The sequence below is a fragment of the Klebsiella sp. RCJ4 genome (assembly GCF_009025755.1).
GTDB lineage: Bacteria > Pseudomonadota > Gammaproteobacteria > Enterobacterales > Enterobacteriaceae > Klebsiella > Klebsiella michiganensis.
The window spans coordinates 19,714-46,378 of sequence record NZ_WCIN01000020.1 but is presented as its reverse complement, the minus strand read 5'-3'; the positions used below and the strand labels follow the sequence as shown (position 1 = coordinate 46,378).

Genomic DNA, 26,665 nt, shown 5'->3' with positions numbered 1-26,665 from the left:
CGTTATTGGTTGATTATTTTCGCTTAAGGCAAGCTGGCTTCAACCACCCGACTGAGGAATCGATCATGCGCTGTTGTTGTCCCCGAACCCTGAATCTGCATCGACGAAAACACCTGAATACCGCCTTCGGAGAACACAATGAACGCGACAACCTTACCGATACTGGATCTGGCCCGCTACGCGGACCCCGCTGAAAAAGCGGCGTTTCTCGCCGACCTGCGCCACGCCGCCCGCGATATCGGTTTCTTTTATCTGATCAACCACGGCGTCGATGAGTCGCTGCAGCAGGCCGTGCAGCAGCAATCACGCGCCTTTTTTGCCCTGCCCGACGATCAAAAGCAGAGGGTGGCAATGATTCACTCTCCGCATTTTCGCGGCTACAACCGCGCCGCTTCTGAATTAACCCGCGGTCAACCCGACTGGCGCGAGCAGTTCGATATCGGCGCCGAGCGCCCGGCCCTGCAGCTTAGCGAACGCGCGCCGCGCTGGCAGCGCCTGCAGGGGCCGAATCTCTGGCCAGAGGCGTTGCCCTCGCTCAAACCCACATTACTGACCTGGCAACGGGAAATGACCCAGGTTGGGATCACCCTGCTGCGCGCCTTCGCCGAAGCGCTGCGCCTGCCGCTGGATGCCTTCGATGGCCTGTATGGCGATAAGCCCAATGAACATATCAAGCTGATCCGCTATCCCGGCCGGCAGGAGACCCAGAGCGCCCAGGGCGTTGGCGCGCATAAGGATTCCGGCTTCCTCAGCTTCCTGCTGCAGGATGAGCAGAAAGGATTGCAGGTCGAAGTCTCCCCTGACCGCTGGATTGACGCGACCCCGCTGGCGGGCAGCTTTGTGGTGAATATCGGCGAGCTGCTGGAGCTGGCAACCAACGGCTATCTGCGGGCAACGGTGCACCGGGTCGTTTCGCCGCCTGCCGACCAGCAGCGGCTGTCGATCGCTTTCTTCCTCGGCGCCCAACTGGATGCCGTGGTCCCCGTCTACACGCTGCCCGACGAGCTGGCCCGCGAAGCCCTCGGACCGGATAGCGACCCGCAAAACCCGCTGCTGCGCGAGGTGGGCTGGAATTACCTGAAAGGGCGTCTGCGTTCGCATCCTGATGTCGCCGAGCGCTACTACCAGGATGTTTTTCGCGAACGCGCCGAGCAATTGATCGTGTAGACCCTAAATAATTCGGGTTGCAGGCAGGCGGCAAGTCAGTGAATCCCAATGAGCTTACTCTGGTAAGTGATTCGGGTGAGCGCGCGCAGCCAACGCGCATGCAATTTGAAGTATGACGGGTATAAACATAACAACAATACAAGGAATAAAATGATGAAATATGCCGCATTTAAACTGGCAGGGGTTGCACTGTCTCTCTCTCTGGCATGGAGTTCCGCCCAGGCCGCCGCGCTGCGCGTCGCCGCGGACCCGGTGCCGCACGCCGAGATCCTTAACTACATTAAGAAGATCGATCCCAGCCTCGACCTGAAAATCGTCGAACTCACCAGCGGCGTTAACGCCAACGAACTGCTGGCCAACGGCGATGTCGATGCCAACTACTTCCAGCACGTCCCCTATCTGAAAGATCAGGAGAAAGCGCTGGGCAAAACCTTCGCCGTCGCTGCGACCGTCCATATTGAGCCGCTGGGGATCTATTCGCGCAAGCATAAAGATTTTAAATCGCTGCCCGAGAACGCCACCGTGGCGGTACCGAATAACACCACTAACCTGAGCCGCGCGCTGTTCCTGCTGCAAAATCAGGGTTTGATTAAGCTGGCGGCAAAATTTACCGACCCGGCGACAACCCTGGCGACGCCGAAAGATATCGTGGAAAACCCGAAGCACCTGAAAATCCTTGAGATTGAATCACCGCAGATCCCGCGGTCGCTGGATGACGTTGACCTGGCGGTGATAAACGGCAACTACGCGCTGGAAGCCGGGCTGGTGCCGGCCAAAGACGCGCTGGGTCTGGAGAGCGCGACCAACAACCCGTACGCCAACATTCTGGTGACAACGCCGGCGCTGGCGAACGATCCGCGCATCAAGGCGCTGGCCAAAGACCTCACCTCGCCGCAGGTCGCCGAATTTATTCGTAAGCAGTATAACGGCTCGGTGATCCCGGTTGCTCCTCAGTCATGATTGAGATTGTCGGGCTGAGTAAAACCTATGCCGGAACAGGCCGACCGGCGCTAAACGATGTCTCTCTGCAGGTGCCGAGAGGAGCCGTTTACGGCATCCTCGGCCGCAGCGGTGCAGGCAAAAGTACGCTGATACGCTGCCTGAATCTGCTGGAGCGGCCCACGTCGGGCCGCATTATTGTGAACGGGAACGATATTACCCGGATGGATAAAACCGCGCTGCGCGAGTACCGGCTGCGTACCGGCATGATCTTCCAGCACTTTAATTTACTTCACGCCCGCAGCGTCGCCGACAATGTCGCGGTGCCGCTGGAGATAGCCAAAGTGCCGAAAGCCGCCCGTCAGGCGCGGGTGGCGGAGCTGCTGGAACTGGTCGGGCTGGCGGATAAAGCCGCCGCCTTTCCGTCACAGCTTTCCGGCGGGCAAAAACAGCGCGTGGGGATCGCCCGCGCGCTGGCCGCGCGGCCGGATGTGCTGCTGTGCGATGAGGCCACCAGCGCCCTCGACCCCGAGACCACGGCCTCGGTGCTCAGCCTGCTGGCGGATATCAACCAAAAGCTGAACCTCACCATCGTGCTGATCACCCATGAGCTGGAAGTGGTGAAAACCCTCTGCGACCACGCGGCGCTGCTGGAGCACGGGGAGATTATTGAAAGCGGCAGAATTGCCGATTTGCTGGTGGCGCCATGGTCGCGGCTACGGCAGTCGCTGCTGCACGATCCTCAGGCAGAGCGGGATTTCCTCGCTCGCCACGGTTTTCACGGGAGGCCATTATGCGGAGTAGCATGAGTTGGGAAGATCTCTGGCCGCTGCTGCTTCAGGGCACGGTAGATACCGTTTATATGGTCGGCCTGGCGGCGCTGTTTACCGTGCTGCTCGGGCTGCCGACCGGCGTGCTGCTGTTTGTTTCACGCCGCAACGGCCTGGCGCCGATGCCGAAGCTCAACGCCGTGCTGGGCGCGATTATCAACTTTGGTCGTTCGCTGCCGTTTATCGTGCTGCTGATCGCGCTGATCCCATTCACCCGGCTGATTATTGGCACCACCCTCGGCAGTACCGCCGCGGTGGTTCCGGTCACCATTGGCGCCTTTCCGTTCTTTGCGCGGCTGACGGAGAACGCGCTGGATGAAGTGGATTACGGGCGTATCGAGGCGATTTTATCGATGGGCGGCAATATCTGGCACGTGATCTTTAAATCGCTGCTGCCGGAAGCGCTGCCGACGCTGCTGGCCGGCATCACGCTGACCATCGTTATGCTGATCGGCTTCTCTTCGATGGCGGGCGTGATTGGCGGCGGCGGACTGGGCGATCTGGCTATTCGCTACGGCTATCAGCGCTTCAATAACGAGGTGATGTTCGGTACCGTGCTCATTCTGGTCGCGCTGGTGCAGGGCGTGCAGATGGCCGGCGACCGTCTGGTCCGCGGCCTCGCCCACCGTCGTTAACAATAAGCGGGTGGCCGCGCGCCATCCGCGATTAAAACCCGCTTTCGCGCACCAGGGTGCGTATCAGCTCCGCTGCCGGCAGCTCGCGAATCAGGCTCACTCCCTGCCCGGCCCAGTGCGCACCGTACTGACGATCTCCCTGCGCTTTCGCCGCCGATGCCAGCGCCTTTCCGGCGTCGTAAGCCACGGGATAAGCCGGAATCAGCGGCGGATCGTTTATTTCATGCCAGCCGTTAACCAGACATCTCGCCGGGCGTCCGGAAATGGCTGAGGTTAAAACCGTTTGCCCGTCAGATGCGCTTTTAAGGGCCTCACGGTATCCGCCATCCGTGGACGATTCAGGGCACAGCAGAAACGCCGTCCCTAGCTGCGCCCCGTCTGCGCCCAGGTTCATTACGCTGTTAATTCCCGCGCCGTCCATCACGCCGCCAGCGGCGATAAGCGGAATATCGGTATGCCGTCTTATCGTCTGAACCAGAGTAAAGGTGCTCATCTGCCCGTCGGGCGCCAGCGGATCAAAGAAGCCGCGATGGCCGCCGGCCTCGTAGCCCTGCGCCACCACCATATCGATTCCCTGCTCTACGGCCAGCAGCGCCTCTGCCACGCTGGTCGCGCTCGCCAGAGTGACGATCCCCTTTTCCCGCAGTCGGCGAAGGGTTTCACGATCCGGCACGCCAAAATGAAAGCTCACCGCCGCCGGAGTCAGGTCGAGCAGCAGCTCGGCCATCCGCGGCTGCTGCTGAAAACTGAGATAAATTTCCGCCAGCGTCTCCGGCGGCAAGCTGCCAAAGCGCGCAAATTCCGGGCGCAGCCGCGCCAGCCACCGGGCTTCACGCTGCGGATCCCTTACCGCCGGGGCGTGGCAAAACAGATTGACGTTAAACGGACGGGTGGTTAAGCGCCGGGTCCGGTTAATCAGCGTTTCAGCCTGCTCTACGGTTGACGAGCCCAGCCCCAGCGAGCCGAGCGCGCCGGCCCCGCTGACCGCTGCCGCCAGTTCCGGCGTCGACACGCCGGCCATCGGTGCCTGAATAATGGGGTAATCAATATCAAGCTGCTGCGTAAGCCTGTTGCTCATGGTTTGCCCTGTTTAAATTTGTGCGTTCGGGCCATTAAAATCTCTTTTAGAGATGATAAGATCAACATTATTTTCAAATTAAGAATAAAAATATGAACCACACCACATTAGAGATTTTTAAAACGGTGGCGCAAGAGCGCAGCGTCACCCGCGCGGCAAAGCGGCTGGGGCGCGCCCAGTCCAATATCACCACCCGCATTCACCAGCTGGAAGAGGAGCTGGGCGTGGAGCTGTTTGCCCGCGGCAATAAAAGGATGCTGCTGTCCCCCGCCGGTGAACATTTTTTGGGCTACGCGCTGAAGATCCTCAACCTGGCCGAAGAGGCCAGACAGGCGCTGCATCCGGCGACGCCGGGCGGCAATTTACGCATGGGGGCGATGGACGCCACCGCCGCCAGCCGCCTGCCGCCGCTGCTTCCCCGGTTTCGCGCGCTGTGCCCGGAGGTGACGCTCACCCTCAAAACCCAGCCCACCCGTCAGCTGACCCAACAGGTGCTGGACGCCGCGCTGGATTGCGCGCTGGTGAGCCTGCCGCAGGGAACGCCTCCGCCCGATGATCTGGAGTACGTATCCATCTTTAAAGAACAGCTGCTGCTGGTGCTTCCTGCCAATCCACAGCGCTTTCGCTTTGCCGCCTTTGCGCAGGGCTGTACCTACCGGGCGATGGGCGAAGCGTTTCTGGCGCAATCAGAGGAGGTGGAGAGCGAGATCCAGGACGTCGGCTCCTATCACGCGATGCTCGCCTGCGTCGCCTCCGGCGGCTATGCCGGTATCGTGCCGCAGAGCGTGCTCGATACCCTGACGCTGCCCGAAGCCAGCCAGCTGCGGCCGGTTGGCCAGGCGATCACCCAGCTTATCTGGCGCAAAGGCTACGCGTCCCCCGCCCTCGAGAAAATGCGCCAGCTTCTGGAGTCAGCCTCCGACCTTTGACGCTCGCCCCGCCCCTGCCGCCACCAGCGCGGCGGCAGCCAGCAGCGCAATGGCGGCCGCGCTCAGCGAAGGATTAAACGACCCGCTGCGGTCATACAGCGTTCCGGCAACCAGCGGGCCGACGATTTGCCCGATGCCGTAGGTCGCGGTCATGGCGGCAATCATATTGAACGAAACCAGATGATTAAGCCGCCGCCCCTCGGACAGCGCGATGGTCACGGTGCCCAAAAAGGTGCAACCCACCAGCAGCGCGCTTAATATGCAAAACGGTAACGCATGGCTCCACGCCGGGAGAATGACGCCGATTGCCTGAATCAGCAAATTAAGGGTAAACGCGCGGCGGTAGCCGAGCTTGATGACCAGCCGGTGCCAGATAAAGCAGGAGGGAACGGCGGCGAGGCCGAAAATAGCCCAGATCTGCACCGGATCGATAACGTTCAGCGAACCGCTGAGAAACAGCGGAAGATAGGTGGCGGTAATAATGTAGCCGAAGCCGGCCAGGCCATAAATCAGCAGCAGTTTCCACGCCTCCCGCACCCGCCCCTCGCCCTCCTCGCGGTGTGCGGTCGCGGCGGGTTGATAAGCGATAAGGTAGTCGGCGGGGCTCAGCAGCAGACGCAGCGCGAGAACAAAAAGCACGCCAGAGCTTATCGCACATATCAGCCATATCTGCTGGCTGGAGAGCGCCAGCGCCTTCCCCAGGGAGATAAATTCCGCCGACAAGAATATCCCCATTCCGACGCCAGAAAAAAGCACCGGCGCGCCGTTAGGGTGCTTCATATGCTGCAGTAGCCAGAGGGAGGCGGCGATCAGCGTCACCGCGCTGAGTAATCCGGCAATTCCGCGCACCACAATAATCGCCAGGGGGGAAACCAGGAACGCCAGTAAGGCCAGGCACACCAGCGTCAACAGTGCGGAAAGCAGGCTTAGCCACCTGGCGTCCGCGGGCCTGGCTTTCGCCAGCAGCAGCGCGCCGGCCAGATAGCCGGCATAGTTCGCCGAAGCGGCAAGATTACCTTCACGCAGCGTCAGCAGCTGCTCATTGAGCATCAGCGGCAGGATCCCGGTATAGGCAAATCGGCCATAGCCCATGCCAACGATCAGCACGACCGAACCGGCCAGCGCCAGCAGAAAGGCCTTCCATTCCGGCCTGGTTGCAAAAACGTTCACCCACACCCCTCCATTATTATTCTCAAATAAAGAATCATAAATAATAATAATTCTTTATTTATTATGATTTCGCTTGCCACGATGCGCAAGCAGCGCCATGCGGCAGCGCCCGGCCTGCGGGGAGAAACTTTACGGCAACGGCCGGGGGATGCTTCGGCGAGTAACGAAATGTGGAGTGAGGCGCTGGACATCCTTGTCCAGAGGGATTTAACGGTGGCTAAAAGCCAGTTTGGCAGCAAATAACATAAAGAGGCCGCCGGTTGCGCGGTCCATCCACCGAATAAATAGCGGCGTCTTTAATAGCCGAGCGGCAGAGCGGCTGGTCAGGATTAGCGTTAACGACCAGAGCGTCCCGATCGCCACGTGGATGGCGACCAGCAGGAACGTCCAGACGATGGGCGAGTGGCCGGTCGGAATAAACTGCGGCAGGAAAGAGACGTAAAAGATCCCCATTTTCGGATTGAGCACATTGCCCATCATCCCTTTTAAAAACCAGTTACTTGCCGGCGCCGCCGCCCTGTCCTGATGAACAAAATGACCGCGCGGCTTGAGAATTAACTGAATGCCCAGCCAGCATAAATAGGCGGCCCCGCACCATTTGAGCAGGTCATACGCCAGCTCCGATGCCGCCAGCAGCGCCCCAAGACCGAAGGCGACCGCCGCCCCCCAGATAAAACATCCCGTATCAATGCCCAGCGCCGCCTGAAAGGCTTTTTTTCCGCCTTCAACGGTAGCGGTTCGCAGAATTAAAGCGGTATCCAGGCCTGGGGTAAGGGTGAGCAACAGCGCAGCAAAAGAGTAAGCAAGAAGGGAATCAGCAACGGACATTTTCTCTCTCCGAAAGCGAAGATTCTAGATAAAACCCGCCGCAGAGACAATCGAATAAATTCGCTTTGCCGGGCGCGTTAAAAGCTCTTTGTGACAAATGGCCGCCGCAAAAGCGGATACAGTCAATCGACCAAACCTTTATTGATACAGGCTGTTATGACGCTTAACGCTATCCGCATCGCCAGGCCGGTCACCGACCTTTCACTCAGTAGCCACATGTACTGCACAGGCCTTGGGCTGGAGCAGATCGCGCAGTTTGCCGATCATGACGGCTTTAGCGGCGTGATGGTCGGACGCCGCGATCTCGGCTGGCATCTTGAATTCACCCTCTGCCATCATCATCCGGTGAAGCCCTCTCCGGGCGAGGAAGATTTGCTGGTGCTTTATTACCCGGAAGCCGCAGAATGGCGGGAACAGTGTGCGAAAATGCTGACCGCCGGTTTTGCGCCGGTCAGCGCGTTCAATCCGTACTGGAATGTGAACGGTAAAACCTTTGTCGAAGGCGACGGTTATCGCGTGGTGCTGCAGAACAGAAGCTGGCCGTAGGCGCTACTCCATAAGCCGGACGTCAGGATGGCGCGGGCTTGCCGCCTCGTGAAAAATATCGCCCAGCCAGCAGGGAATTTCCGCCTCCGGGAAATCGTCCGGGATGATGATCCCACGCAGCGGCGAGCATTTACGCTCGTTCAGATCGACGCGGAAAAGTAGCCAGCGTTCGCCCTGGCGCTGGACGCCAATATGGCGCCCGAATACGTCATAAATCAGCATTCCATCACCCTGCCGATCGCAGGGGATGATGGGCGGCTCATGCATGCCATTATGCTTTGCCCTCGCGCAGCCACGGGGTCACGGTAATCCCTGTCAGCAGCCCTTCCGGGCTCAGCAGCCGCGTGACGGTTTGCCCCCACGGCTCAATGCGGTTGTCCACCAGCAGACGATAGCCTCTGGCCTTCAGCGCGTCGGTGGCGGTGTTGATATCGCGCACTTCAAACTCGACCCACGCCTGCGGCACCGGCAGATAGTCAGGCCAGAGATCGGCGTCAAAGCAGGAGCGCGCCGCCTGCGCCAGCGGCCACAGGGCAAAATGTTTTACCCCGCCGATGGCGTCATGTTCGGTCAGCAGATACTCTTCGTTACCGGGCATCGGTTTTAGCGGCAGGCCCAGCGCAGCCACATAAAACTCCCTGCTGGCCGGCGTCGATTGCGTTATCGGCCCAAAGCCGGCGACAAAAAGCACATCCATACCGTCTAAATCGTATTCCATACTCTCTCCTGTCATTATCCGTGATGCGTTAACAGATTTTATACTCTGCCGCGCACGACTTTCCCAGAATCCTCTTTTCTCATGACTATTTTTAGTGCGTTTACCTGAATCATTGAGAAAACGCATGCTCTGCTCGTTGCGGCCGACGGCGCTGCGCTATGCTTAGCCTCCCTTTGGTTTGCAATACTTCGCGTTATGACCACTTCCGCCAGCACCACTCAGCTTAATCTGCGTATTATTTCTATCGTTGTTTTTACCTGTATCTGCTATCTCTCTATTGGCCTGCCGCTCGCCGTACTGCCGGGCTATATCCACTATCAGCTGGGCTATAGCCCCTTTATCGCCGGCGTGGTCATCAGCCTTCAGTACATCTCAACCCTGATCAGCCGCCCGCATGCGGGCCGCTACACCGACATCTGGGGGCCGAAAAAAGTCGTCAGTCGGGGGATTGTTTGCTGCCTGCTCAGCGGTCTCTTCACGCTGCTCGCGGTCTTGCTGCAATCCTCGCCGCCGCTGGCCGTTGCCGCGCTGTTGGTGGGGCGCATTTTCCTCGGCGTCGGGGAAAGTTTTACCGCCACCGGCGCGACCCTTTGGGGGATCAAAACCGTCGGTGCGATTCACACTTCGCGGGTGATCTCGTGGAACGGCGTGGCGACCTACGTCGCCATGGCGGTCGGCGCCCCGCTGGGTGTCATGCTTAACGGCTATTTTGGCATCAGCGGATTTGCCGCCGTGGTGATCCTGGCGGCGGCGGCTGGCCTGCTCTATGCCCGTACGCGGCAGGACGTCAGCGTGACGGCGGGGATCAGAGCGCCGTTTCATGTGGTGGCGCGCAAAATCTGGCCCTACGGGCTGGGGCTGGCGCTGGGTACCGTCGGTTTTGGGGTTATCGCAACCTTTATTACCCTCTACTTCTCCGCCCATAGCTGGCAAGGCGCGGCGTTTACCCTCTCCCTGTTCAGCATCGGTTTTATCTGCATCCGCCTGATCCTGGGCAACACCATTACCCGCTACGGCGGCGTGCCGGTATCGTTAATCTGTTTTGCGATCGAATGTATCGGCCTGCTGATCATCTGGTCGGCCTCCTCGGCGTGGATGGCCGGAATGGGCGCCTTTCTCACCGGCTCGGGCTTTTCGCTGGTCTTCCCGGCGCTTGGCGTGGAAGCGGTGAAACAGGTTGAAGAACAGAATCAGGGCACCGCGCTGGGCACCTATTCGGCCTTTCTCGATCTGGCGTTGGGATTAACCGGCCCGGTCGCCGGCTGGGTGGCCGGTTATTACGATCTGGAGACTATTTATTTGTTGGCGGCGGCGGTGGTCGCGCTGGCATTTATCTTGATTTTGCGCATTTACCTGCAACAACGCGCTGCTTTACCGCGAACCTGAGGAAGCATCGTCGAAAGATAACCGGCGCAAATATGGGTAAAAAATTAATCAATAATTGACGGCAATTCGGCTTCCGTGCCACCATCGCCTCAGCGTCCGGCAAGCGGCGCGATGGTGGTACGGGTGAATATCAGAGACCGCATGTTTAAGGTCCATGCCCGTCCGCAACCTGATTCTGGCGGGAATAAAGACATGCACCAAAGTTTTAATCAGCGCGTTCATTTCTATTACTGCATTCTGGTGGCGCTGAAAATACACGCAAAATCGAAGAAATCAGGCGGTATCCGCGGGAAAAATAATTTCCTGCTCAAGTGGCTGCGCAAAGCGCAGGACAACAATATATTCCACCCGGATATTACCAGCGAGATCGAATGGCTGCGCGGCAAAATCATTCAGGCCGGCTACGATACCGACCTTGAACCCATGCTCGATTTTGTCTACGCCACCGCCAAACGCGCGGAAGATCTTAAGAACGCCGACTGATTCACGCCCGAGCCGCCTGGCCCGGGCGTTGTACTTTAGCGTTTGTTACGGTGCGTCAGGAGATAGACTGCCGGGATCACCAGCATCGAGAGCAGCGGCGCGGTGATCATCCCGCCGATCATCGGCGCGGCGATACGCTGCATCACCTCCGAACCGGTGCCCCCTCCCCACATAATCGGCAGCAGTCCGGCCATGATTGTCGCCACGGTCATCACCTTCGGGCGCACGCGCAGCACGGCCCCTTCATGAATCGCCTCGTTGAGCGCGCGATCGTTCAGCTCGGAGCGGCGTTTCGCGATCGCCTGGTTCAAATAGAGCACCATAATCACCCCGAACTCCGCCGCCACGCCGGCAAGCGCAATAAAGCCCACGGCGGCGGCTACCGACAGGTTGTAGCCCAGCAGCCAGAGCAGCCAGACGCCGCCGATCAGCGAAAACGGCAAAGTTCCCATAATCAGCAGAGCGTCTTTAACGCGGCTGAAAGTGACGTAAAGCAGGATAAAGATAATCATCAGGGTAAACGGCAGCACGATTTTCAGCTTCGCGGTGGCGCGCTCAAGGTACTCATACTGCCCGGACCAGGTCAGCGAGATGCCTTCCGGCAGCCTGACCCGTTTGCCGACCTCGCTCTGCATTTCATCAACTGCGGATTTTAAGTCGCGCCCGCGAATATCCACGTAGATCCAGTCCGACAGGCGGGCGTTTTCGCTTTTCAGCATCGGCGGGCCGTCGGTAATGGTGATGTCCGCCAGTTCCGAGAGCGCGACCTGCGCCCCGCCGCTGGTCACTACCGGCAGATCGCGCAGCTTTTGCAGCGAGTCGCGCATTTCGCGCGGGTAGCGGACGCCGATCGGGTAACGTTCTCGCCCCTCGATGGTTTCGCCGATGTTATCGCCGCCGACGACGCTGGCGACGATTGACTGCAGCTCCTTCACCGACACGCCGTAGCGGGCGGCTTTCACCCGGTCGATAGCGATATCGATATAGCGGCCGCCGTCGAGGCGTTCCGCCAGCGCCGACGTCACCCCCGGTACGCTACGCACGATGCGCTCAATCTCTTCGGCGGTCTTTTCGATCTCCGCCAGATTGTTACCGTTCACTTTGATGCCGACCGGGCTTTTGATGCCGGTCGCCAGCATGTCCAGGCGATTACGGATCGGCGGTACCCAGACGTTGGCTATCCCCGGTACCTTCACCGTATTGTCGAGCTCCTCGATCAGCTTATCCATGGTCATGCCGGGCCGCCATTCGCTTTTCGGCTTGAACTGAATCGTGGTTTCCAGCATGGTCAGCGGCGCCGGGTCGGTAGCGCTGTCCGCCCGCCCGGCCTTGCCGAATACGCTTTGCACTTCAGGAATGGTCTTGATCAGACGGTCGGTCTGCTGCAGTAAGCGTCCGGCTTCGCGGCTGGAGATCCCCGGCAGCGTGGAGGGCATATACAACAGGTCACCCTCGTCAATTTGCGGCAGAAATTCGCTGCCGAGCTGCGCCAGCGGCCACAGCGTGGCAACCAGCAGCAGGCCCGCCGCCGCCAGCGTCGCCTTCGGCCACTGCAAAACTTTATCCAGCAGCGGCTCATAGGCGCGAATCAGCCAGCGGTTGAGCGGATTGGCGGTTTCATCAGGAATTTTGCCGCGAATAAAGTAGCCCATCAGCACCGGCACCAGGGTGATCCCGAGTCCGGCGGCCACCGCCATCGAATACGTTTTGGTGAAGGCCAGCGGCGAGAACATCTTGCCCTCCTGAGCCTCGAGGGTGAACACCGGAATAAACGACAGGGTGATAATCAGCAGGCTGCAAAACAGCGCCGGCCCCACTTCCGACGCCGCGTGCTGGGCAATCTGCCAGTAGTCGGCGGAGGACGGCTGGCGTTCAGGGTGCTCGTGCCGCCACTGCTCCAGAACCTTATGCATATTTTCTATCATCACGATTGCCGCATCGACCATGGCCCCGATGGCGATCGCAATCCCGCCGAGCGACATCATATTGGCGCTGACGCCCTGATAGTGCATCACAATAAACGCGCCAAGGATCCCCAGCGGCAGCGTGATCATCGCCACCAGCGCGCTGCGGAAGTGGAACAGAAACAGCGAGCAGACCACCGCCACGACGATAAATTCCTCAATGAGCTTATGGGTCAGGGTCTCGACGGAGTTTTTAATCAGCTGCGAACGATCGTAGACCGGAACAATCTCCACGCCTGCGGGCAGGCTTTTTTGCACTTCCGCCAGTTTGGCCTTTACCGCGTTAATGGTGCTGAGCGCGTTTTTACCCGAGCGCATAATGATTATCCCGCCTGCCACCTCGCCCTGGCCGTTGAGCTCGGCGACGCCGCGCCGGATCGCCGGTCCCCGGCGCACGCTGGCGACGTCGGAGAGCAGTACCGGCACGCCGCTGCGCGCAGCGATAACCACCTGGTTAAAGTCGTCGATGGATTTCAGGTAGCCGGTGGTGCGTACCATATATTCGGCTTCGCCCAGCTCGAGCACCGAACCGCCCCCTTCCTGGTTGGCGCTCTGGATCGCGCTAATCACCTGCTCGTGGGTGACGTTCAGCGCCCGCAGCCGGTCAGGATTAAGGATCACCTGATACTCTTTGACCATTCCGCCGACGCTGGCCACCTCCGAAACATCCGGCACGGTTTTCAGTTCATATTTGAGGATCCAGTCCTGAATCGCCCGCAGGTCGCCGAGGCTATGCTGGCCGCTTTTGTCGGTAAGCACATATTCAAACACCCAGCCGACGCCGGTGGCATCCGGCCCCAGCGACGCTTTCGCTTCCGGCGGCAGGCTGCTCTGGACCTGGCTCAGGTACTCCAGCACGCGGGAGCGCGCCCAGTACGGGTCCGTTCCATCATCAAACAGCACATAGACATAAGCATCGCCGAACATCGAAAAGCCGCGCACGGTTTTCGCTCCCGGCACCGACAGCATGGTGGTGGTCAGCGGGTAGGTCACCTGATCTTCGACAATCTGCGGCGCTTTCCCCGGATAGCTCACGCGAATGATCACCTGGGTATCGGAGAGATCCGGCAGCGCGTCCAGCGGCGCCTGCTGTACCGACCAGACGCCCCAGGCAGCCATAATCAGCGTCGCCAGCAATACCAGCAGGCGGTTGCGCAATGACCAGCGGATAACGGCGGCAATCATGGCTGCTCCTTAGCGCCGTTCAGCGGCATCATTGAGGTGACTCGCGCCCCTTCATCGGTCAGGACGAAATGAAACATCACCGACTCGCCGGGCCGCATCTGTTCCCGCAGCTGCGGCGTAATAGCAAAATCCATGATCATCGCCGGCCATTTCAGCGCCGGTACCGGCTGGTGCGCAATGGTTACCGCCTCATCGTTCACGGCCTTAATAACGCCCTGCGCTGAGTAGCTTTTTGCTTCCTCCTCTTGCCCGGCCATTTGCGGCAGCGCGCTGCGCAGGCTGGCTTCGGAGTCAATCAGGAACTGCCCGGAGGTCACCACCTTTTGGCCCGCTTCGAGGCCGGATTTAATCTCGACCAGACCATTCTGCGTTCGCCCTGCGGTCACCTCGACCGGACGGAAATGCCCCTCGCCGTCGGCGATTAGCACCCGATTGCTGGTGCCGGTGGCAATTAATGCCTCTTCCGGAATAGCCAGAACGGCGCTCTCCTGCTGCGCCTCAGCCAGCTCAACGTTCAAATACATGCCCGGTTTGAGCCGATGCTGCGGATTATTCAGCACTACGCGGGCTTTCAACGTACGGGTGGTGGCTTCGAGGTCGGGAAGCAGTTCGCTGACGGTTCCCTGAAACGCCATACCGGGCCAGCTGCCGGTGGTGGCCGTCACCTTACTGCCTTCGCGCAGCAGGCTGGCCTGGCTTTGCGGGTAATCAATCACGATCCAGACCGGATCGAGGCTGGCCAGCTCGAACAGCGGTTGGGCTGTCGTGACCTGCGCGCCGGTGCGCACATCCAGCTTGCTGACGTAGCCATCGTGCGGCGCGCGCACCGTCATGCGGGTTTGCGGTTGACCGCTGCGCTCAACGCTACGGATAACCGCTTCCGGCATAAACTGCAGCCGCAGGCGGTCGCGGGCCGCGGCGGTCAGCCCGCTATCGCCCAGCCGCCTCACCGCCAGATACTCCTGCTGCGCCGCCGCCCACTGCGGGATCCACAGCTCCGCCAGCGGCTCGTTCTTTTTCACAAACTGCTGGGAGGCGTTGACGTAAAGTTTCTCAATCAGACCGCTGGCCAGCGCCGGTACCGTTTCAACGCCCCGCTCATCAATGGCCACGGTAGCAAAAGCATTGAGCTTCATCGCCAGCGTCTGGCGGGAGACGTTCGCCGTACGGACGCCAAGGTTTTGCTGCTGGCGGGCGCTAATCTGCACGCCCCCGGCGTCTTCTCCCGCGCCTTCATCGGCGTAACGCGGCACCAGATCCATATCCATAAACGGCGATTTACCCGGTTTATCAAAGCGCGTAGCGGGGGCCATTGGATCGTACCAGTACAGCACTTTGCGGCCCGTTTCCGCCTGGCCGCCGCCAGCGGCGGGCATCGGCGCGCTTCGCGAACCCAGCCAGTAGCCGCCCGCGGCGGCAAGGGCGACGGCCAGCGCCACAAGGGTAAGAGCAGATTTAAGCTTCATTATTTAACATCCTGTGGAATAAGGTAGCGAATAGCGGCCCACGCATCGGCAAGCGCTTTCTCCGCATTGTTGCTGGCAATTTCTCCGCTCAGGAGATCGCGACGAGCGGCGAGCAGATCAGGCAGCGCGGAGCTGCCGCCCCGATACTGGGCATTGACGAGACTCACCTTCTTGCGCAGCAGCGGCATCACCTCGCTTTGCTGGCGATCGTAAATGGCTTTCGCGGCGTTATATTGCGAAATCAGCTGATACTGCTGCGCCTGATGTTCGCGCATCAATAACGTCAGCCGATCGTTGGCTTCATAGGTACGGGAGACGTCCGCTGCGTGGTCTTTGTCCTGACGTTTGCCCTGAAAAATAGGCATATCGACGGTAAACATGACCCCCACCATGTCGTCATAATCATCACCGCGTCGGGCGTAATAAACCTCAACGCCCACGTCGGGGATCGCCGCGACTTCCGACTGACCTGATTTCGCTTTCGCCAGATCGGCTTCTCTGGCGGCCTGGATCACTTCCGGGTGAAGTTTAATCCCGGCCATTAGGTCGGCTTCGTCGGCAGGCAGACGTTCAATGCGCGGCAGCGGGCCGGAGATATCGCGGACCTCCTTCCCGGTGAGCTGCAACAGGCGCGCCTGGGCGATCTGGACATCGCGGCGGGCGTTATCCTGCTCATTTTTCATCGCATTCAGCGCCAGCTGAACGTCCAGCACGCTGCTGGGACTGGCGCTGGCGCTGCTGACGCCGGCCTTTTGTACGTCGATTTGCCGGGACGTTTCGCTAATCAACGTCTGCACCGAGCGCAGCGACTTCTGCGCCACCGCCAGCGCCAGCCACGCCTGGGCGGTTTCCCGCTGCAGCCGGGCACGAATAACATCGGCATTAGCGGCGGTCTGGCGCGCCTCGGCGGTAATGGAGTCGGCTTTCCGTTCACGCTTGGTACTGCTGACGTAGTCCTGCATCACGCCAACTCTTTGCATGGTCATCCCCTCGCGGGTGAGGCGGCCGGCGTTATTGCCGCCCAGCGGGACGTTTTCAATACCAAATTTCAGCTTCGGATCGGGGAGCTGCATCGCGGAATCCGCCATATTCTTCAAAGCGTTAACCTGATGATCGTTGGCGGAGAGCTCGGCGGAGTAGTTTTCCGCCGCCGACAGGGCCTCAGAAAGCGTCGTTGCCCAGCCGTTGGTGGACATCAGCGACAGTAAAAGCGGCAGCCCGCAGGCCGCCTTATTGAAGATGTGCATAATGACTCCGGAATTATCGCGCGGTAATTGAAACGATCGCGTAGCCGGAGTCGGTCTGGCGGAAGGTGAAATCGACCTGCTCTCCCACCGCCAGCTTTTTATCGTGGTTATCAGCGAGCGCAAAGCTCATGGTCATCGCCGGCCAGTTCAGCTCGGTAACCGGAGAGTGGGCAATCACGACGGCATCGTCGCGCCAGGCTTTAATGACCCCGCTGGCCGAATAAAGCGTGGCGGAATCATCCGCCTTCTTCATCTCCGGCATATCCGCCATGGAGGACATGGTGTGATGGTGCATCGCGGCGTCTTCCGCGCTGGCGGTAAATGCGCTGAAGGAAAAGGTCAGTACGCTGGTAATAAGCAGAAAAATAGAGGTCGAACGCATAATAAAGTCTCCGAAAAAAACATAAAGTCGCCCGCAGACCGGGCAGATCTGATGGATGTTTTTAACGGTGCGTTATTCCCTGAAACGGCAGAAGCGTATCTCAACCGGCGGACCGGTGACCGGCGGCGTGCGCCAGTCCATACGTTCAGCGCAGGTCTCCTGCTGCGGGGAAACCACGAGTAGCGCGGTTTCGGAGGGGAGCGCGTTCAGCTGTAGAGAGGTTAAGGAGTTAGGCTGCGCGGTATCGGGGTCGCAGTGCTTCTCACAGATAACTTTCTGGCCGACGTTTTCCATGCCGGGCATGTTCATCATGCCATCGACAATATGGTGAATCTGCACCCTCCGCTAGCCACCAGCGCCCCCATGAACCGGTGCAGTGGCAGGCCATCACCTCCTCGACCTTCTGCTGGCGCAAGAATTGTCTAAGCTGACGAATTGCCCACGGCGGCGCGCTGCGCAGATGAAGACCGCCGATGATGGCGTATACCTGCTGGATGCCGGTGATCTTCTGGCAGTGGCGAACGGTATTGATCAATCCGCGATGTCCGCAGCCGCAGATAATGACTAACCCTCGCGTCGAGCGGTAGATCAGGACGCCTTCATCGACAATATAGTCCTCACCCTGGGATTGACCCGTCAGGAGGCCATAGGCACGCGGGTGAGCGACCGTAATCTCACCGGACCACAGCAGTCGTTCGCCGATCGCCACCGGCTCGCGGCTGTACTCCATGCGGTGGCGGGAGTAGTCGATATCTCGCGACAGCTTTTTGACTTTCCAGTTGCGTCCTGCGAGAGATAACGCCGAGTAGCGGGTGAGTCCAATCTGCGGATGACAAATAATACGGCTGTTGTCCGGCAGCCACGGCACCCCGCCGCAGTGATCGTAATGTCCGTGGGAGAGCACCGTGGCGGTCAGGTCAGATAAAGAGACGCCCATACGCTGCGCATTATGAAGAAACGTGCCGTCTGGCCCGGTATCAAACAGCACCCGGCTGGTTTCATCCTCCACAAGCAGGCTTAATCCGGGTTTCGCCTGCAGCAGGCTGTCCTGCCCCTTGCCAAGCCGGTTTTCGAGTAACACCTTAATGATTAACGCCATTTAATGACCATCCCCCCTGGTTTACGACGCCTACTGTAGCCAACCGCTGGCGGGGATGCCGTGATGAACCCTGCATAAGGAAAAGTGACGGCGTCACAATAAAGTAACATATTGATTCTGTTTAGTTGCCAGATAAGCATTGCCGTCTATGCTGATGAACGAGTTTCTCTTAACCGGAGCGCGCTATGGCAGACTGGAATCCTTCACTTTATTTGCAATTCGGCGCTGAGCGTACGCGGCCCGCCGCCGAGCTTCTCGCCCGCATCGCCCACCATCCCGCCACGCTGGCCGTTGATCTGGGCTGCGGACCTGGCAACAGTACCGCTCTGCTGCGCGATGCCTGGCCAGATGCCACGATTATCGGCGTTGATAATTCTCCGGCCATGCTGGAAGAGGCCTCCCGGCAGCTACCGGACTGCCGGTTCGTCGAGGCGGATATCACTGCGTTTCGCCCCGAGCGGCCGGCGGACGTCATTTATGCCAATGCTTCGCTGCAGTGGCTCACGGATCATCAGCGCCTTTTCCCATATCTGGTCAGCAATCTTGCGAAAAACGGCGTACTGGCGGTGCAAATGCCGGTGAACTGGCAAGAGCCCTCGCACGCGCTGATGCGTCAGGTTGCTGAAGAGATGGGGCATCCGGCCAGTGGGCGGCAGCCGCTGCCGGATGTGTCGGAGTATTACGATATGCTGACCCCCAGCGGCTGCGAGGTAGATATCTGGCGCACCACCTACCATCACCCGCTGGCATCGCACCAGGCCATTATTGAATGGCTACAGTCCACGGGCCTGCGACCGTTTTTACAACCGCTTGATGAACAGCAGCGCCAGGCGTTTCTCGAACGCTATCTGGAGCGGCTGAAACAGCACTATCCGTTACAGTGTAACGGAAAGGTGCTACTGCGATTTCCACGCCTGTTTATCGTCGCGCGCCGCTAGCGCCATCGGAGTGTAAAAAGAGGGAGAGAACGCTACGGCGCAGGAAGCAGGCGCCGTAGGCCAGGTTTACCAGGACAGATGATGGACCAGAGAGAGATCCCATGCGGTGGCCAGCAGCGAAAGAAACATGATGAGGTTCACAACCGTCTCTATGCGTTTTTCCATTTTGTTACTCCTGAGTCGTTTCCCCTGTTTTACAGGGGAAATCTTAATAACTTCTTAATCTCAGATTTTCAGAGCGTCACGCGGTAACGAACATAGTCATCGGCGGGCGTAAACTCATCATACAGACGCCGGGCCGGATTATCAGTACGAGTGTGCCAGTACAGCCGCGACCACCCTTTCTCTTTCCCTTCCGCTTGCAGCGCCTGCATCAACGCCCTGGCGATGCCTTTTCCGCGCATCGGCGGGGCAACGAACAGATCTTCCAGATAGCAAACAGGCGTCTTTACCCAGGTGCCTTCGTGAAGGACACAAATCGCAAATCCAGCGACGTTGCCATCCGCCAGGGCAACCCGGCCCAGCATGGGAGAAGCGGAATCAAGCATCCGCTGCCAGGTATATTCCGTGACGTCGGACGGCTGCGGGCTACCGTAGAAACGGGTATAGCCTTCCCATAGCTGTAGCCACTGCGCTTTGTCCTGCTGGCTCACTTCACGAATTTCAATGACCATGGGTCTCATCCCTCGTTTGGATAAGCCATTATTTTCCAGTCAGATAATTAGTTCAACCGCCGGGGGCACAATTCATCTTTTTCTCTTAATTGCCCCTGTTTCCGCTGCCGGACGAAATGGGCACAATCTTTCAGACCTGCGTTTATAAAAAAACACAGAAGTATGTTGTAACTAATTCGAATGCCAAACTAACCCGGCAGCTGCCGGGTTGAGATTAATGCTCCATCGCTTTAGCAATGTGCCCGGATGAGTGCCGGGCGGCGGCTTACGCCTTACCCGGCCGACACGATCGACGCTATTCAGGTCGTCCGTCAGCGGGCTTCAGAGTATCAGCATAATGGCTTAACGGCGGCGCGCATGCCGTCGCGCAGAATAGCATCCAGATCCTGCGTGACCCGATCAACCAGACCCGGCACTTTCGTCAGGTCCTGCTCCCAGTGGGATTCAACGGACAGTACGGCTTTTACCAGCTCGCCGGTAGTGATTTGCGCATCCCGATGCTGGGCCCATAGCGCCTTATAGCTCTCCATCCATTCGGCATCATCCTGAACCGGATAGTTCTCACCGTTACGCTCGCCGCGATAAAAGGCGATCAGCGCAGCCAGCGCAAAGGTCAGGCGCGTCGGGAGAACCCCCTCTTTCTTCTGGCCCGCCAGCAGCTGCGGCAGAATGCGGGTACGATATTTAGTCATGCCGTTCAGCGCGATAGACAGCAGCTGATGCTTGATGTACGGGTTACGGAAACGACCGGTTACCGCGCTGGCGAAGGACGCCAGCTCATCGCGCGGCAGATCGAGAACCGGAATAATCTCCTGATAAATCGCCTTCTCGACGAATGAGCAGATTTCCGCATCGTTCATCGCTTCGCCCACGGTATCCAGGCCTGCCTGGAAGGCGACCGGCACCAGCGCGGTGTGCGCGCCGTTAAGAATGGCCACTTTACGCTCTTTGTACGGTTTAATATCGTCAACAATCAGCACATTAAGCGGTAGCTTATCGAGGCGCAGCTCGGCGGCCAGGGATTTCGGCCCCTGAATGACAAACAGGTAGAAATGTTCGGCGGTATCGAGGAAACCGTCTTTATACCCCAGCTGCTCTTCAATCTGCGCGGCTTCATCGCGCGGATAGCCGGTCACAATACGGTCTACCAGGGTGGAGCAAAAAGCGTTGGCTTCATCCAGCCATGCCACAAACGCTTCCGGCAGCGCCCACTCCTGCGCATAGCGCAGCACCAGTTCCCGCAGCGCTTCACCGTTATAATCAATCAGCTCGCAGGGAACGATGACCCAGCCTTTATCCGCCGCGCCGGAGAAATGGCTGTAGCGTTCAAACAGCAGGCGGGTCAGTTTTGCCGGATAGCTCACCGCAGGCGCATCCTCGAAGCGGTCCCCCGCGTGGTAGCTAATACCCGCTTCGGTGGTATTGGAAAACACAAACCGCATATCCGGGTTGTGCGCCAGCCGCAGCAGTTCATCGTAATCCGCATAGGCGCTGATTTCGCGGTTTACCGAGCGAATCAGACGCGCATCGCTGACCGCTTCCCCTTTCTCGTTCAGGCCACGAATAATCGTGGTGTAGAGGCCATCCTGGGTGCTGAGCGACGGCGGGAATGAGCTCTCAATCGGACGCACGATCACCACCCCGGCATTCAGGTCGGTATACTCGTTCAGCAGATCGATCTGCCAGTCGATAAACGCGCGCAGGAAGTTACCTTCGCCAAACTGAATGATACGTTCAGGGTACTGCGCGCCCGGGAAATCGCGACGGTTTAGTGTTTTCACAAGGGTTCCCTCATAGAGTAGTCATACAACCTGAGTAATTGGTCCAATAAGTTATCAGGTTTTTACGCAAGTGAAACCCTGTTTTGATCAAAGCTGTATGCAATATAAAATTTATGACAGAAATTTATAGAACAGCGATGTTGCCGTCAGCTCGCCGTCGGGCATCAGCGCATAGCGTGGAATTTCCCCGGCTTTTTCCCAACCACACTGTACATAAAAGTTTTCTGCTCCGCTGCCCGTCGCCGTATCCAGCACCAGAACGCTCTTACCCTGCTCGCGCGCGATGGCTTCCAGCCGGGACATGAGCGCATTCGCCAGCCCCTGACGCCGCGCATTTTGGTGAACCAGAAGTTTGGCGACATCGGCGCGGTGCGGCTGGTTTTCCGGCTGGTCAGTAATCAGCTGTACCGTACCAACAAGCCGCTGCTGCGCATCCGCTGCGGCGAGAACAATGCGCTCACCGGCGGCGACGCTCTGCGCCATTCGCAGCCAGAACGCCGTCGCGGTTTCCGGGGAAAAAGGCAGCATAAAGCTCACCGAGGCCCCGCCGTTGACGCAGCTGACGAGGATGTCGGTTAATTCAGGAAGGTGTTCAAGAATATCGTCACGCGACAGCGTGCGCAGAGAAAAGGATGTGGTCATAGGTAACTCCTTGAAATTGACCACATCACTATGTTTTTAACTTATATTTAACACAAGCGGAATTACCATCGTATTTTCTTATGTACGATTCAGACCATTTCTTGCGTAAAAATACGATTGCGTCCGGCTTTTTTTGCCCGAATCATAGAATCATCGGCGACCATGAGCAGCTGGTTGAACAGATCCGTTACTCTGGCTGAACCCGGCGCCCGGCTCTCCAGCCCCATGCTGATGGTCAGCTGGATCCTGTTTTGCCCCCAGGTGAAGGTTTGCGACTCGATGCCCTGGCGAATTTTTTCCGCCAGCAGCACTCCGTCTCGCGCGGATGAGGTCAGCGCCGCGACGGCAAACTCTTCCCCACCAATACGCGCCACCATGCCCTCTTCACCCACCAGCTGCCGCACCTGCTGCGCAAACTGGGCCAGCATACAATCGCCGCACTCGTGGCCCCAGCGATCGTTAACCTGCTTGAAGCCGTCGATGTCGAGCACCATCACGGTGAGCAGCTCGTTTTCCGCGATCGGCTGACGTTTCAACGCTTCGCTTAACCCGGAGCGAGAATAGACCCGGGTCTGGAAGTCGAAATCAGCGCGCAGGGCCAGCTGTTTGACCAGGTTATTAATCGCCTCAACGCTGGAAGCGACGATGATGGGGCTGATCAGCATCGCAGCAATCCCCAGGCGCGTTGAGAACAGCTGCCACGGCTGCATCCGGGTATCGGGGGAGAGATGGATAAGCGAGTTCGCCACCAGCAGAATTTCGCTAATCCCGGTAATAAAGGTCAACAGGCAGGTTAACGGCAGCGGATAGCGAATCGCGCACCAAATCAGCGCCGGTAACGGGAAGGTTATGCTCCCGGCCCCGCCCACCGCCACGCCGAGCACAATCGACAGCACCAGCGCAATCGCCGGTAACAGCTGACGCAGGCGAAAACGCCCGAACGCCGAAGGGAGCGTGAGGGTTAAAATGAACGGCAGGATCAGCACGGCAGTCGAAAACTGTTCGCTAAACCAGTCCGCCAGTTGGGGAATAAACGTGGCGCGTTCCACATCTACCGAACCCAGAGCCCCGACCGCCGCGCAGAGCAGCGCCGCCAGCAGACAGTAGCAAAACAGGCTTAGCGCATTTATCGGTCCCGGCATCGAATCAGCCCGGCGCTTATCCCACAAAATGAGCTGCGCCAGGGTGACGATAAAAACGATATTGGAGAAGTTGATCAGAAAGGAGGCGAACCCCATTCCCCAACGAGATGTTAAACCGTCATATACCAGCATGGCGGCAAAACAAACGGCGTAAAAATAGCTGCGATTTAGCCAGATATAACGCGCAAAAATCCCCGCCATTACCGCGTTCAGCGGCCAGAAGAACGACAATTCTTGTACCAGACGCAGCATCGCGCCAAAGAAATGCAGTAGTAGCGTTAAAGTGAACAACACCAGCGCATCACGCACGGGCTGTTCCTCACGAAACAGCGTGAATGACCGAATCGACAGTGGAGACATTCATGATTATCCGTCTAATTGTTTCAGGCAATTATTATGTTAATAATTAGTAAGCGGTTCATCATATCATGAGAATAATTATCAGGCATATACCGCCGCCCGATGAATTACAGTCTGCTGCGGTCCGGCGAATTCATCTGGATCACCAGCCAGCGGTGAATCACCTGCACCACGTAGCGCTGCTCTTCGTCGCTGAGGCCGCGCCCCCGCGGGATCGCGTGCCACTTTTCCAGACAGCCGCGACAGCAGGTCGCGGTGGCATGCTGGGCGATAAACACCGGATGTCCGCGCATCGGGGTCTGCTTACCGTCGTTAGGAATTTGCGCAGGGGCCAGCCGATTGGCGATAAAGTCCGCCGCGTGCTGGTCGATAACCTCCGCGCCCTTATCATAACAATACTGCCGTTCTTTCACGCCGAGGCGAAAACGGGAGCGAAAAGTGGAGCGCTGCAGGCGGGCAAACAGGTTTTCTATGGGCACCATCAGAATACCGACCTCCCCAGTTTTTGAGTGAGTTTTTCCAGTAAAGCGATCCCGGCCAGCGAGTTCCCGGCGTCATCGAGCTCCGGGCTCCAGACCGCAATCGCCATCTCCTGCGGAACGATGGCCACAATCCCGCCGCCGACGCCGGATTTCGCCGGTAAACCGACGCGCCACGCAAACTCACCGGCGTTCTGATACATGCCGCTGGTCATCATCAGCGCGTTGACCTGCCGCGACTGAATGGGGGCGATAACCGGCGTCTCAAGGTGCGGAGCGATACCTCGGTCGGCAAGAAACAGAAAGGTGCGCGCCAGCTCTACGCAGCTCATCTCCAGCGAACAGTAGTGGAAATAGTTTTGCAGCACCGTGGCGACATCGTTATGGAAATTACCGAACGATTTCATCAGCCAGGCTATCGCGGCATTGCGCGCCGAATGGTCGAACTCCGAGCGGGCAACCACCGGGTCATAGGCGATATCGCCCACACCGCTCAGACGACGCACGATTTCCAGCATCCGCTGGCGAGGCGCGCTGAGACGACTTTGCAGCATATCGCAGACCACCAGCGCCCCGGCATTAATAAACGGGTTACGCGGTTTGCCTTGTTCAATTTCCAGCTGCAACAGCGAGTTGAAAGGCTGGCCTGAGGGATCTTTACCCACCCGCTGCCAGATCTCCTCTTCCTGATAGTGGTTCATCGCGACCACCAGGCTCAGGACTTTCGAGATAGATTGGATAGAGAAGCGCTCGTGCGCGTCGCCGGCGCTGTAGTGCTGACCGTCGACCGTACAGATAGCCACGCCGAGCTTATCGCCGCTGACGCTGGCCAGCGCCGGAATATAGTCCGCCACTTTACCGCGACCAATCAGCGGCCTGACTTCAGCCAAAATGGCATCGAGCATTGCGTTATTCATTACCGTCGCCACGCGCGGCTCCTTGCCAACAACAAAATTCGGGCGGTAATTATAGGCGCACGGGACGCGAAGAAACAGCCTCTTTCTCGCCCTCGCGTCGCCAGGGGGATGGTTCGCTCGTCAGCGGGGCGCCTGCCCGGGCTACCAAACCCGCAAATCGCACGAATCGGTAGCCCGGGAAAGGCGTTAGCCGCAACCCGGGGATTTTTCCGCAGGCTAGCGGCGATCTCTCCAGACGGTCTGCACGTTGCAGAATTCATGCAGACCAAAATGGGAGAGCTCGCGGCCAAATCCGCTTTTCTTCACGCCGCCGAACGCCACGCGGGCATCGCTGGCACAGTAGCCGTTGATAAACACTCCGCCGCACTCCAGCTCATCGGCAAAACGCTGGGCCTGCGCTTCACTGGTGGTGTAAACCGTTGCTGAAAGGCCAAATTCGCTATCATTAGCCAGCGCCAGCGCGTGATCGGCATCGCGGGCTTCGGTAATCGTCGCCACCGGGCCAAACAGCTCCTCGCGGAAACCGGTCATCTCCGCGGTAACGTTTCCGAGCACCGTCGGCGCGTAGTAGTTGCCGGCGCCTTCGATTTTTTCCGCCCCCAGCAGCAGGGTCGCCCCCTCTTTTAAGGTCGCGCGCACCTGCTCGTGCAGCTCATCGCGCAGATCGAACCGCGCCATCGGCCCAATATAGTTCTGCTCATCGCGCGGGTCGCCCATTTTCAGCGCGGCAGCGGCGGCGACAAATTTCTGCGTAAAGGCCTCGGCGATGCCCGCTTCGACGATAAAACGCTTCGCCGCGGCGCAGACCTGACCGGTATTCTGGTAGCGACCTATCACCGCCGCTTTCACCGCCTCGTCAAGGTCGGCATCTTTAAGCACGATAAAGGGATCGGAGCCGCCCAGCTCCAGCACGCATTTTTTCAACGCCGCGCCGGCCTGTGCGCCAATGGCCTTCCCGGCGCGCACGCTGCCGGTGACGGTTACCGCGGCGATGCGCGGATCGTTAATCATTTGCGAAACGCCATCGTTGGTGGCGTTCACCCAGCCAAAGACGCCGTCCGGCACGCCCGCAGCGGCAAAAATTTCGCCGATCATCGCCGCGCTGCCCAGCACGTTTGGCGCATGCTTAAGCAGATAGCTGTTGCCCGCCAGCAGAATGGGCACCGCGCCGCGCAGCACCTGCCACACTGGGAAGTTCCACGGCATGACAGCGAGGATAGCCCCCATCGGGCGGTACTCAATCACCGCTTTATTGTCTTCAACCAGCGTCGCCTCGGTATTGAGCATCGCCGGGCCGTGTTCAGCATACCAGTCACAAAGATTGGCGGATTTAGCCACTTCGCCGCGCGCCTGGGCAATCGGTTTACCCATTTCGCGGCTAATCATTTGCGCCAGCGCTTCGCCACGGGCGCGCATCGCGCTACCGACGTTACGCAGCGTCGCAGCGCGCTCCGCCACGCTGACGTTGCGCCACTGACGATACCCCTGTTCCGCAAGGGCAATGGCCGCATCGACCTGCTGTTCGCTGGCCCAGGGCACAGACGACAAAGTTTCACCGGTGGTCGGACTCACGGAAATCGCATGAGTAGCAGATAAATTCATCGTTTTTCTCTCTGTGTTGATTGCGAAGTGACCTTATTCTGTCTTACCCTTCCTTTCATTAAAAATGAATAATATTAA

Annotated in this window: 27 protein-coding genes; 9 read left to right on the top strand and 18 right to left on the bottom strand. The window is 58.8% G+C overall.

Annotation, left to right across the window (positions count from 1 at the left end):
• Window positions 1-138 precede the first annotated feature (138 nt).
• The 4 genes from F8562_RS05795 to F8562_RS05780 all read left to right on the top strand — a co-directional run bounded on the left by F8562_RS05795 (window position 139) and on the right by F8562_RS05780 (window position 3,571).
• Window positions 139-1,167 (top strand): isopenicillin N synthase family dioxygenase, encoded by a 1,029-nt coding sequence (locus F8562_RS05795; RefSeq protein WP_014838561.1) that lies wholly within the window; start codon window positions 139-141, stop codon window positions 1,165-1,167.
• Window positions 1,168-1,320: 153 nt separating this feature from the next.
• Window positions 1,321-2,127, top strand: a complete 807-nt coding sequence (locus F8562_RS05790) for a MetQ/NlpA family ABC transporter substrate-binding protein (protein WP_032719155.1) — start codon at window positions 1,321-1,323, stop codon at window positions 2,125-2,127.
• Entirely contained in the window at window positions 2,124-2,915 is a 792-nt protein-coding gene (locus F8562_RS05785) for a methionine ABC transporter ATP-binding protein (RefSeq protein ID WP_014229467.1), read from the top strand. The genes F8562_RS05790 and F8562_RS05785 overlap by 4 nt, the downstream gene beginning before the upstream one ends.
• Window positions 2,912-3,571, top strand: a complete 660-nt coding sequence (locus F8562_RS05780) for a methionine ABC transporter permease (protein WP_009654800.1) — start codon at window positions 2,912-2,914, stop codon at window positions 3,569-3,571. The genes F8562_RS05785 and F8562_RS05780 overlap by 4 nt, the downstream gene beginning before the upstream one ends.
• A gap of 31 nt (window positions 3,572-3,602) precedes the next feature.
• Here the strand turns inward: F8562_RS05780 and F8562_RS05775 are convergent, their stop codons facing one another.
• Window positions 3,603-4,649: an NAD(P)H-dependent flavin oxidoreductase gene (locus F8562_RS05775; RefSeq protein WP_014838563.1), complete on the bottom strand. Its 1,047-nt coding sequence runs from the start codon at window positions 4,647-4,649 to the stop codon at window positions 3,603-3,605.
• 92 nt (window positions 4,650-4,741) lie between these two features.
• Between F8562_RS05775 and F8562_RS05770 the strand changes: the two genes are divergently transcribed.
• Window positions 4,742-5,578, top strand: coding sequence for a LysR family transcriptional regulator (locus tag F8562_RS05770; RefSeq protein ID WP_014838564.1), 837 nt, complete (start codon window positions 4,742-4,744; stop codon window positions 5,576-5,578).
• Here the strand turns inward: F8562_RS05770 and F8562_RS05765 are convergent.
• Window positions 5,561-6,748: a YbfB/YjiJ family MFS transporter gene (locus F8562_RS05765; protein ID WP_014838565.1), complete on the bottom strand. Its 1,188-nt coding sequence runs from the start codon at window positions 6,746-6,748 to the stop codon at window positions 5,561-5,563. The two genes, F8562_RS05770 and F8562_RS05765, sit on opposite strands and share 18 nt — an antisense overlap.
• 207 nt (window positions 6,749-6,955) lie before the next feature.
• Window positions 6,956-7,576 (bottom strand): LysE family translocator, encoded by a 621-nt coding sequence (locus tag F8562_RS05755; RefSeq protein ID WP_014229472.1) that lies wholly within the window; start codon window positions 7,574-7,576, stop codon window positions 6,956-6,958.
• Window positions 7,577-7,732: 156 nt separating this feature from the next.
• Between F8562_RS05755 and F8562_RS05750 the strand changes: the two genes are divergently transcribed.
• Entirely contained in the window at window positions 7,733-8,122 is a 390-nt protein-coding gene (locus F8562_RS05750) for a prolyl endopeptidase (RefSeq protein WP_014838567.1), read from the top strand.
• A 3-nt stretch (window positions 8,123-8,125) separates the two neighbouring features.
• Here F8562_RS05750 and F8562_RS05745 read toward each other — a convergent pair whose 3' ends face one another.
• Together F8562_RS05745 and F8562_RS05740 are read right to left on the bottom strand one after the other, a co-directional pair.
• Complete coding sequence (locus F8562_RS05745) at window positions 8,126-8,344, bottom strand: hypothetical protein (protein ID WP_014838568.1); 219 nt, start codon at window positions 8,342-8,344, stop codon at window positions 8,126-8,128.
• A 49-nt stretch (window positions 8,345-8,393) separates the two neighbouring features.
• Entirely contained in the window at window positions 8,394-8,840 is a 447-nt protein-coding gene (locus tag F8562_RS05740; RefSeq protein WP_009654757.1) for a glyoxalase/bleomycin resistance/dioxygenase family protein, read from the bottom strand.
• A 195-nt stretch (window positions 8,841-9,035) separates the two neighbouring features.
• Between F8562_RS05740 and F8562_RS05735 the strand changes: the two genes are divergently transcribed.
• Window positions 9,036-10,226, top strand: coding sequence for an MFS transporter (locus F8562_RS05735; protein ID WP_014838569.1), 1,191 nt, complete (start codon window positions 9,036-9,038; stop codon window positions 10,224-10,226).
• Between the two features lie 192 nt (window positions 10,227-10,418).
• A complete protein-coding gene (locus tag F8562_RS05730) occupies window positions 10,419-10,709 on the top strand; it encodes a hypothetical protein (RefSeq protein ID WP_009654750.1) in 291 nt (96 codons plus the stop codon).
• A gap of 35 nt (window positions 10,710-10,744) precedes the next feature.
• Here F8562_RS05730 and F8562_RS05725 read toward each other — a convergent pair whose 3' ends face one another.
• The 6 genes from F8562_RS05725 to F8562_RS05700 form a co-directional block, all read right to left on the bottom strand.
• Window positions 10,745-13,858: an efflux RND transporter permease subunit gene (locus F8562_RS05725; protein ID WP_014229476.1), complete on the bottom strand. Its 3,114-nt coding sequence runs from the start codon at window positions 13,856-13,858 to the stop codon at window positions 10,745-10,747.
• Window positions 13,855-15,324: an efflux RND transporter periplasmic adaptor subunit gene (locus F8562_RS05720; RefSeq protein WP_038424552.1), complete on the bottom strand. Its 1,470-nt coding sequence runs from the start codon at window positions 15,322-15,324 to the stop codon at window positions 13,855-13,857. The genes F8562_RS05725 and F8562_RS05720 overlap by 4 nt, the downstream gene beginning before the upstream one ends.
• On the bottom strand, window positions 15,324-16,571 hold the full coding sequence (locus tag F8562_RS05715) for a TolC family protein (protein ID WP_014838571.1): 1,248 nt from the start codon (window positions 16,569-16,571) through the stop codon (window positions 15,324-15,326). Before F8562_RS05715 ends, F8562_RS05720 begins: the two co-directional genes overlap by 1 nt.
• Window positions 16,572-16,584: 13 nt before the next feature.
• The gene (locus tag F8562_RS05710; RefSeq protein WP_014229479.1) at window positions 16,585-16,953 is read right to left on the bottom strand and encodes a copper-binding protein; all 369 of its coding nucleotides are present in this window, start codon (window positions 16,951-16,953) and stop codon (window positions 16,585-16,587) included.
• Between the two features lie 72 nt (window positions 16,954-17,025).
• On the bottom strand, window positions 17,026-17,256 hold the full coding sequence (locus tag F8562_RS05705; protein ID WP_224256588.1) for a hypothetical protein: 231 nt from the start codon (window positions 17,254-17,256) through the stop codon (window positions 17,026-17,028).
• Window positions 17,216-18,052, bottom strand: a complete 837-nt coding sequence (locus F8562_RS05700; protein WP_224256587.1) for an MBL fold metallo-hydrolase — start codon at window positions 18,050-18,052, stop codon at window positions 17,216-17,218. Before F8562_RS05700 ends, F8562_RS05705 begins: the two co-directional genes overlap by 41 nt.
• A 185-nt stretch (window positions 18,053-18,237) precedes the next feature.
• Here F8562_RS05700 and tam point away from each other — a divergent pair, with 185 nt between their 5' ends.
• Entirely contained in the window at window positions 18,238-18,990 is a 753-nt protein-coding gene (gene tam / locus F8562_RS05695; RefSeq protein ID WP_014838573.1) for a trans-aconitate 2-methyltransferase, read from the top strand.
• 233 nt (window positions 18,991-19,223) lie between these two features.
• On the opposite strand, the gene F8562_RS05685 is transcribed toward tam, so the two are convergent.
• The 7 genes from F8562_RS05685 to sad form a co-directional block, all read right to left on the bottom strand.
• Window positions 19,224-19,664 (bottom strand): GNAT family N-acetyltransferase, encoded by a 441-nt coding sequence (locus tag F8562_RS05685; protein WP_014838574.1) that lies wholly within the window; start codon window positions 19,662-19,664, stop codon window positions 19,224-19,226.
• A 329-nt stretch (window positions 19,665-19,993) separates the two neighbouring features.
• A complete protein-coding gene (locus tag F8562_RS05680; protein WP_014838575.1) occupies window positions 19,994-21,445 on the bottom strand; it encodes a tagaturonate reductase in 1,452 nt (483 codons plus the stop codon).
• A 111-nt stretch (window positions 21,446-21,556) separates the two neighbouring features.
• Complete coding sequence (locus F8562_RS05675) at window positions 21,557-22,087, bottom strand: GNAT family N-acetyltransferase (protein WP_004851153.1); 531 nt, start codon at window positions 22,085-22,087, stop codon at window positions 21,557-21,559.
• Between the two features lie 89 nt (window positions 22,088-22,176).
• On the bottom strand, window positions 22,177-23,589 hold the full coding sequence (locus F8562_RS05670) for a GGDEF domain-containing protein (protein ID WP_032694368.1): 1,413 nt from the start codon (window positions 23,587-23,589) through the stop codon (window positions 22,177-22,179).
• Between the two features lie 107 nt (window positions 23,590-23,696).
• Complete coding sequence (locus F8562_RS05665; RefSeq protein ID WP_014838577.1) at window positions 23,697-24,071, bottom strand: DUF4186 domain-containing protein; 375 nt, start codon at window positions 24,069-24,071, stop codon at window positions 23,697-23,699.
• Window positions 24,071-24,997 carry a glutaminase B gene (gene glsB / locus F8562_RS05660; RefSeq protein WP_014229486.1) on the bottom strand — a complete coding sequence of 309 codons (927 nt, stop codon included), beginning with the start codon at window positions 24,995-24,997 and terminating at the stop codon, window positions 24,071-24,073. Before glsB ends, F8562_RS05665 begins: the two co-directional genes overlap by 1 nt.
• A gap of 204 nt (window positions 24,998-25,201) precedes the next feature.
• Window positions 25,202-26,587, bottom strand: a complete 1,386-nt coding sequence (sad, locus tag F8562_RS05655; RefSeq protein ID WP_014229487.1) for a succinate-semialdehyde dehydrogenase — start codon at window positions 26,585-26,587, stop codon at window positions 25,202-25,204.
• Window positions 26,588-26,665 lie beyond the last annotated feature (78 nt).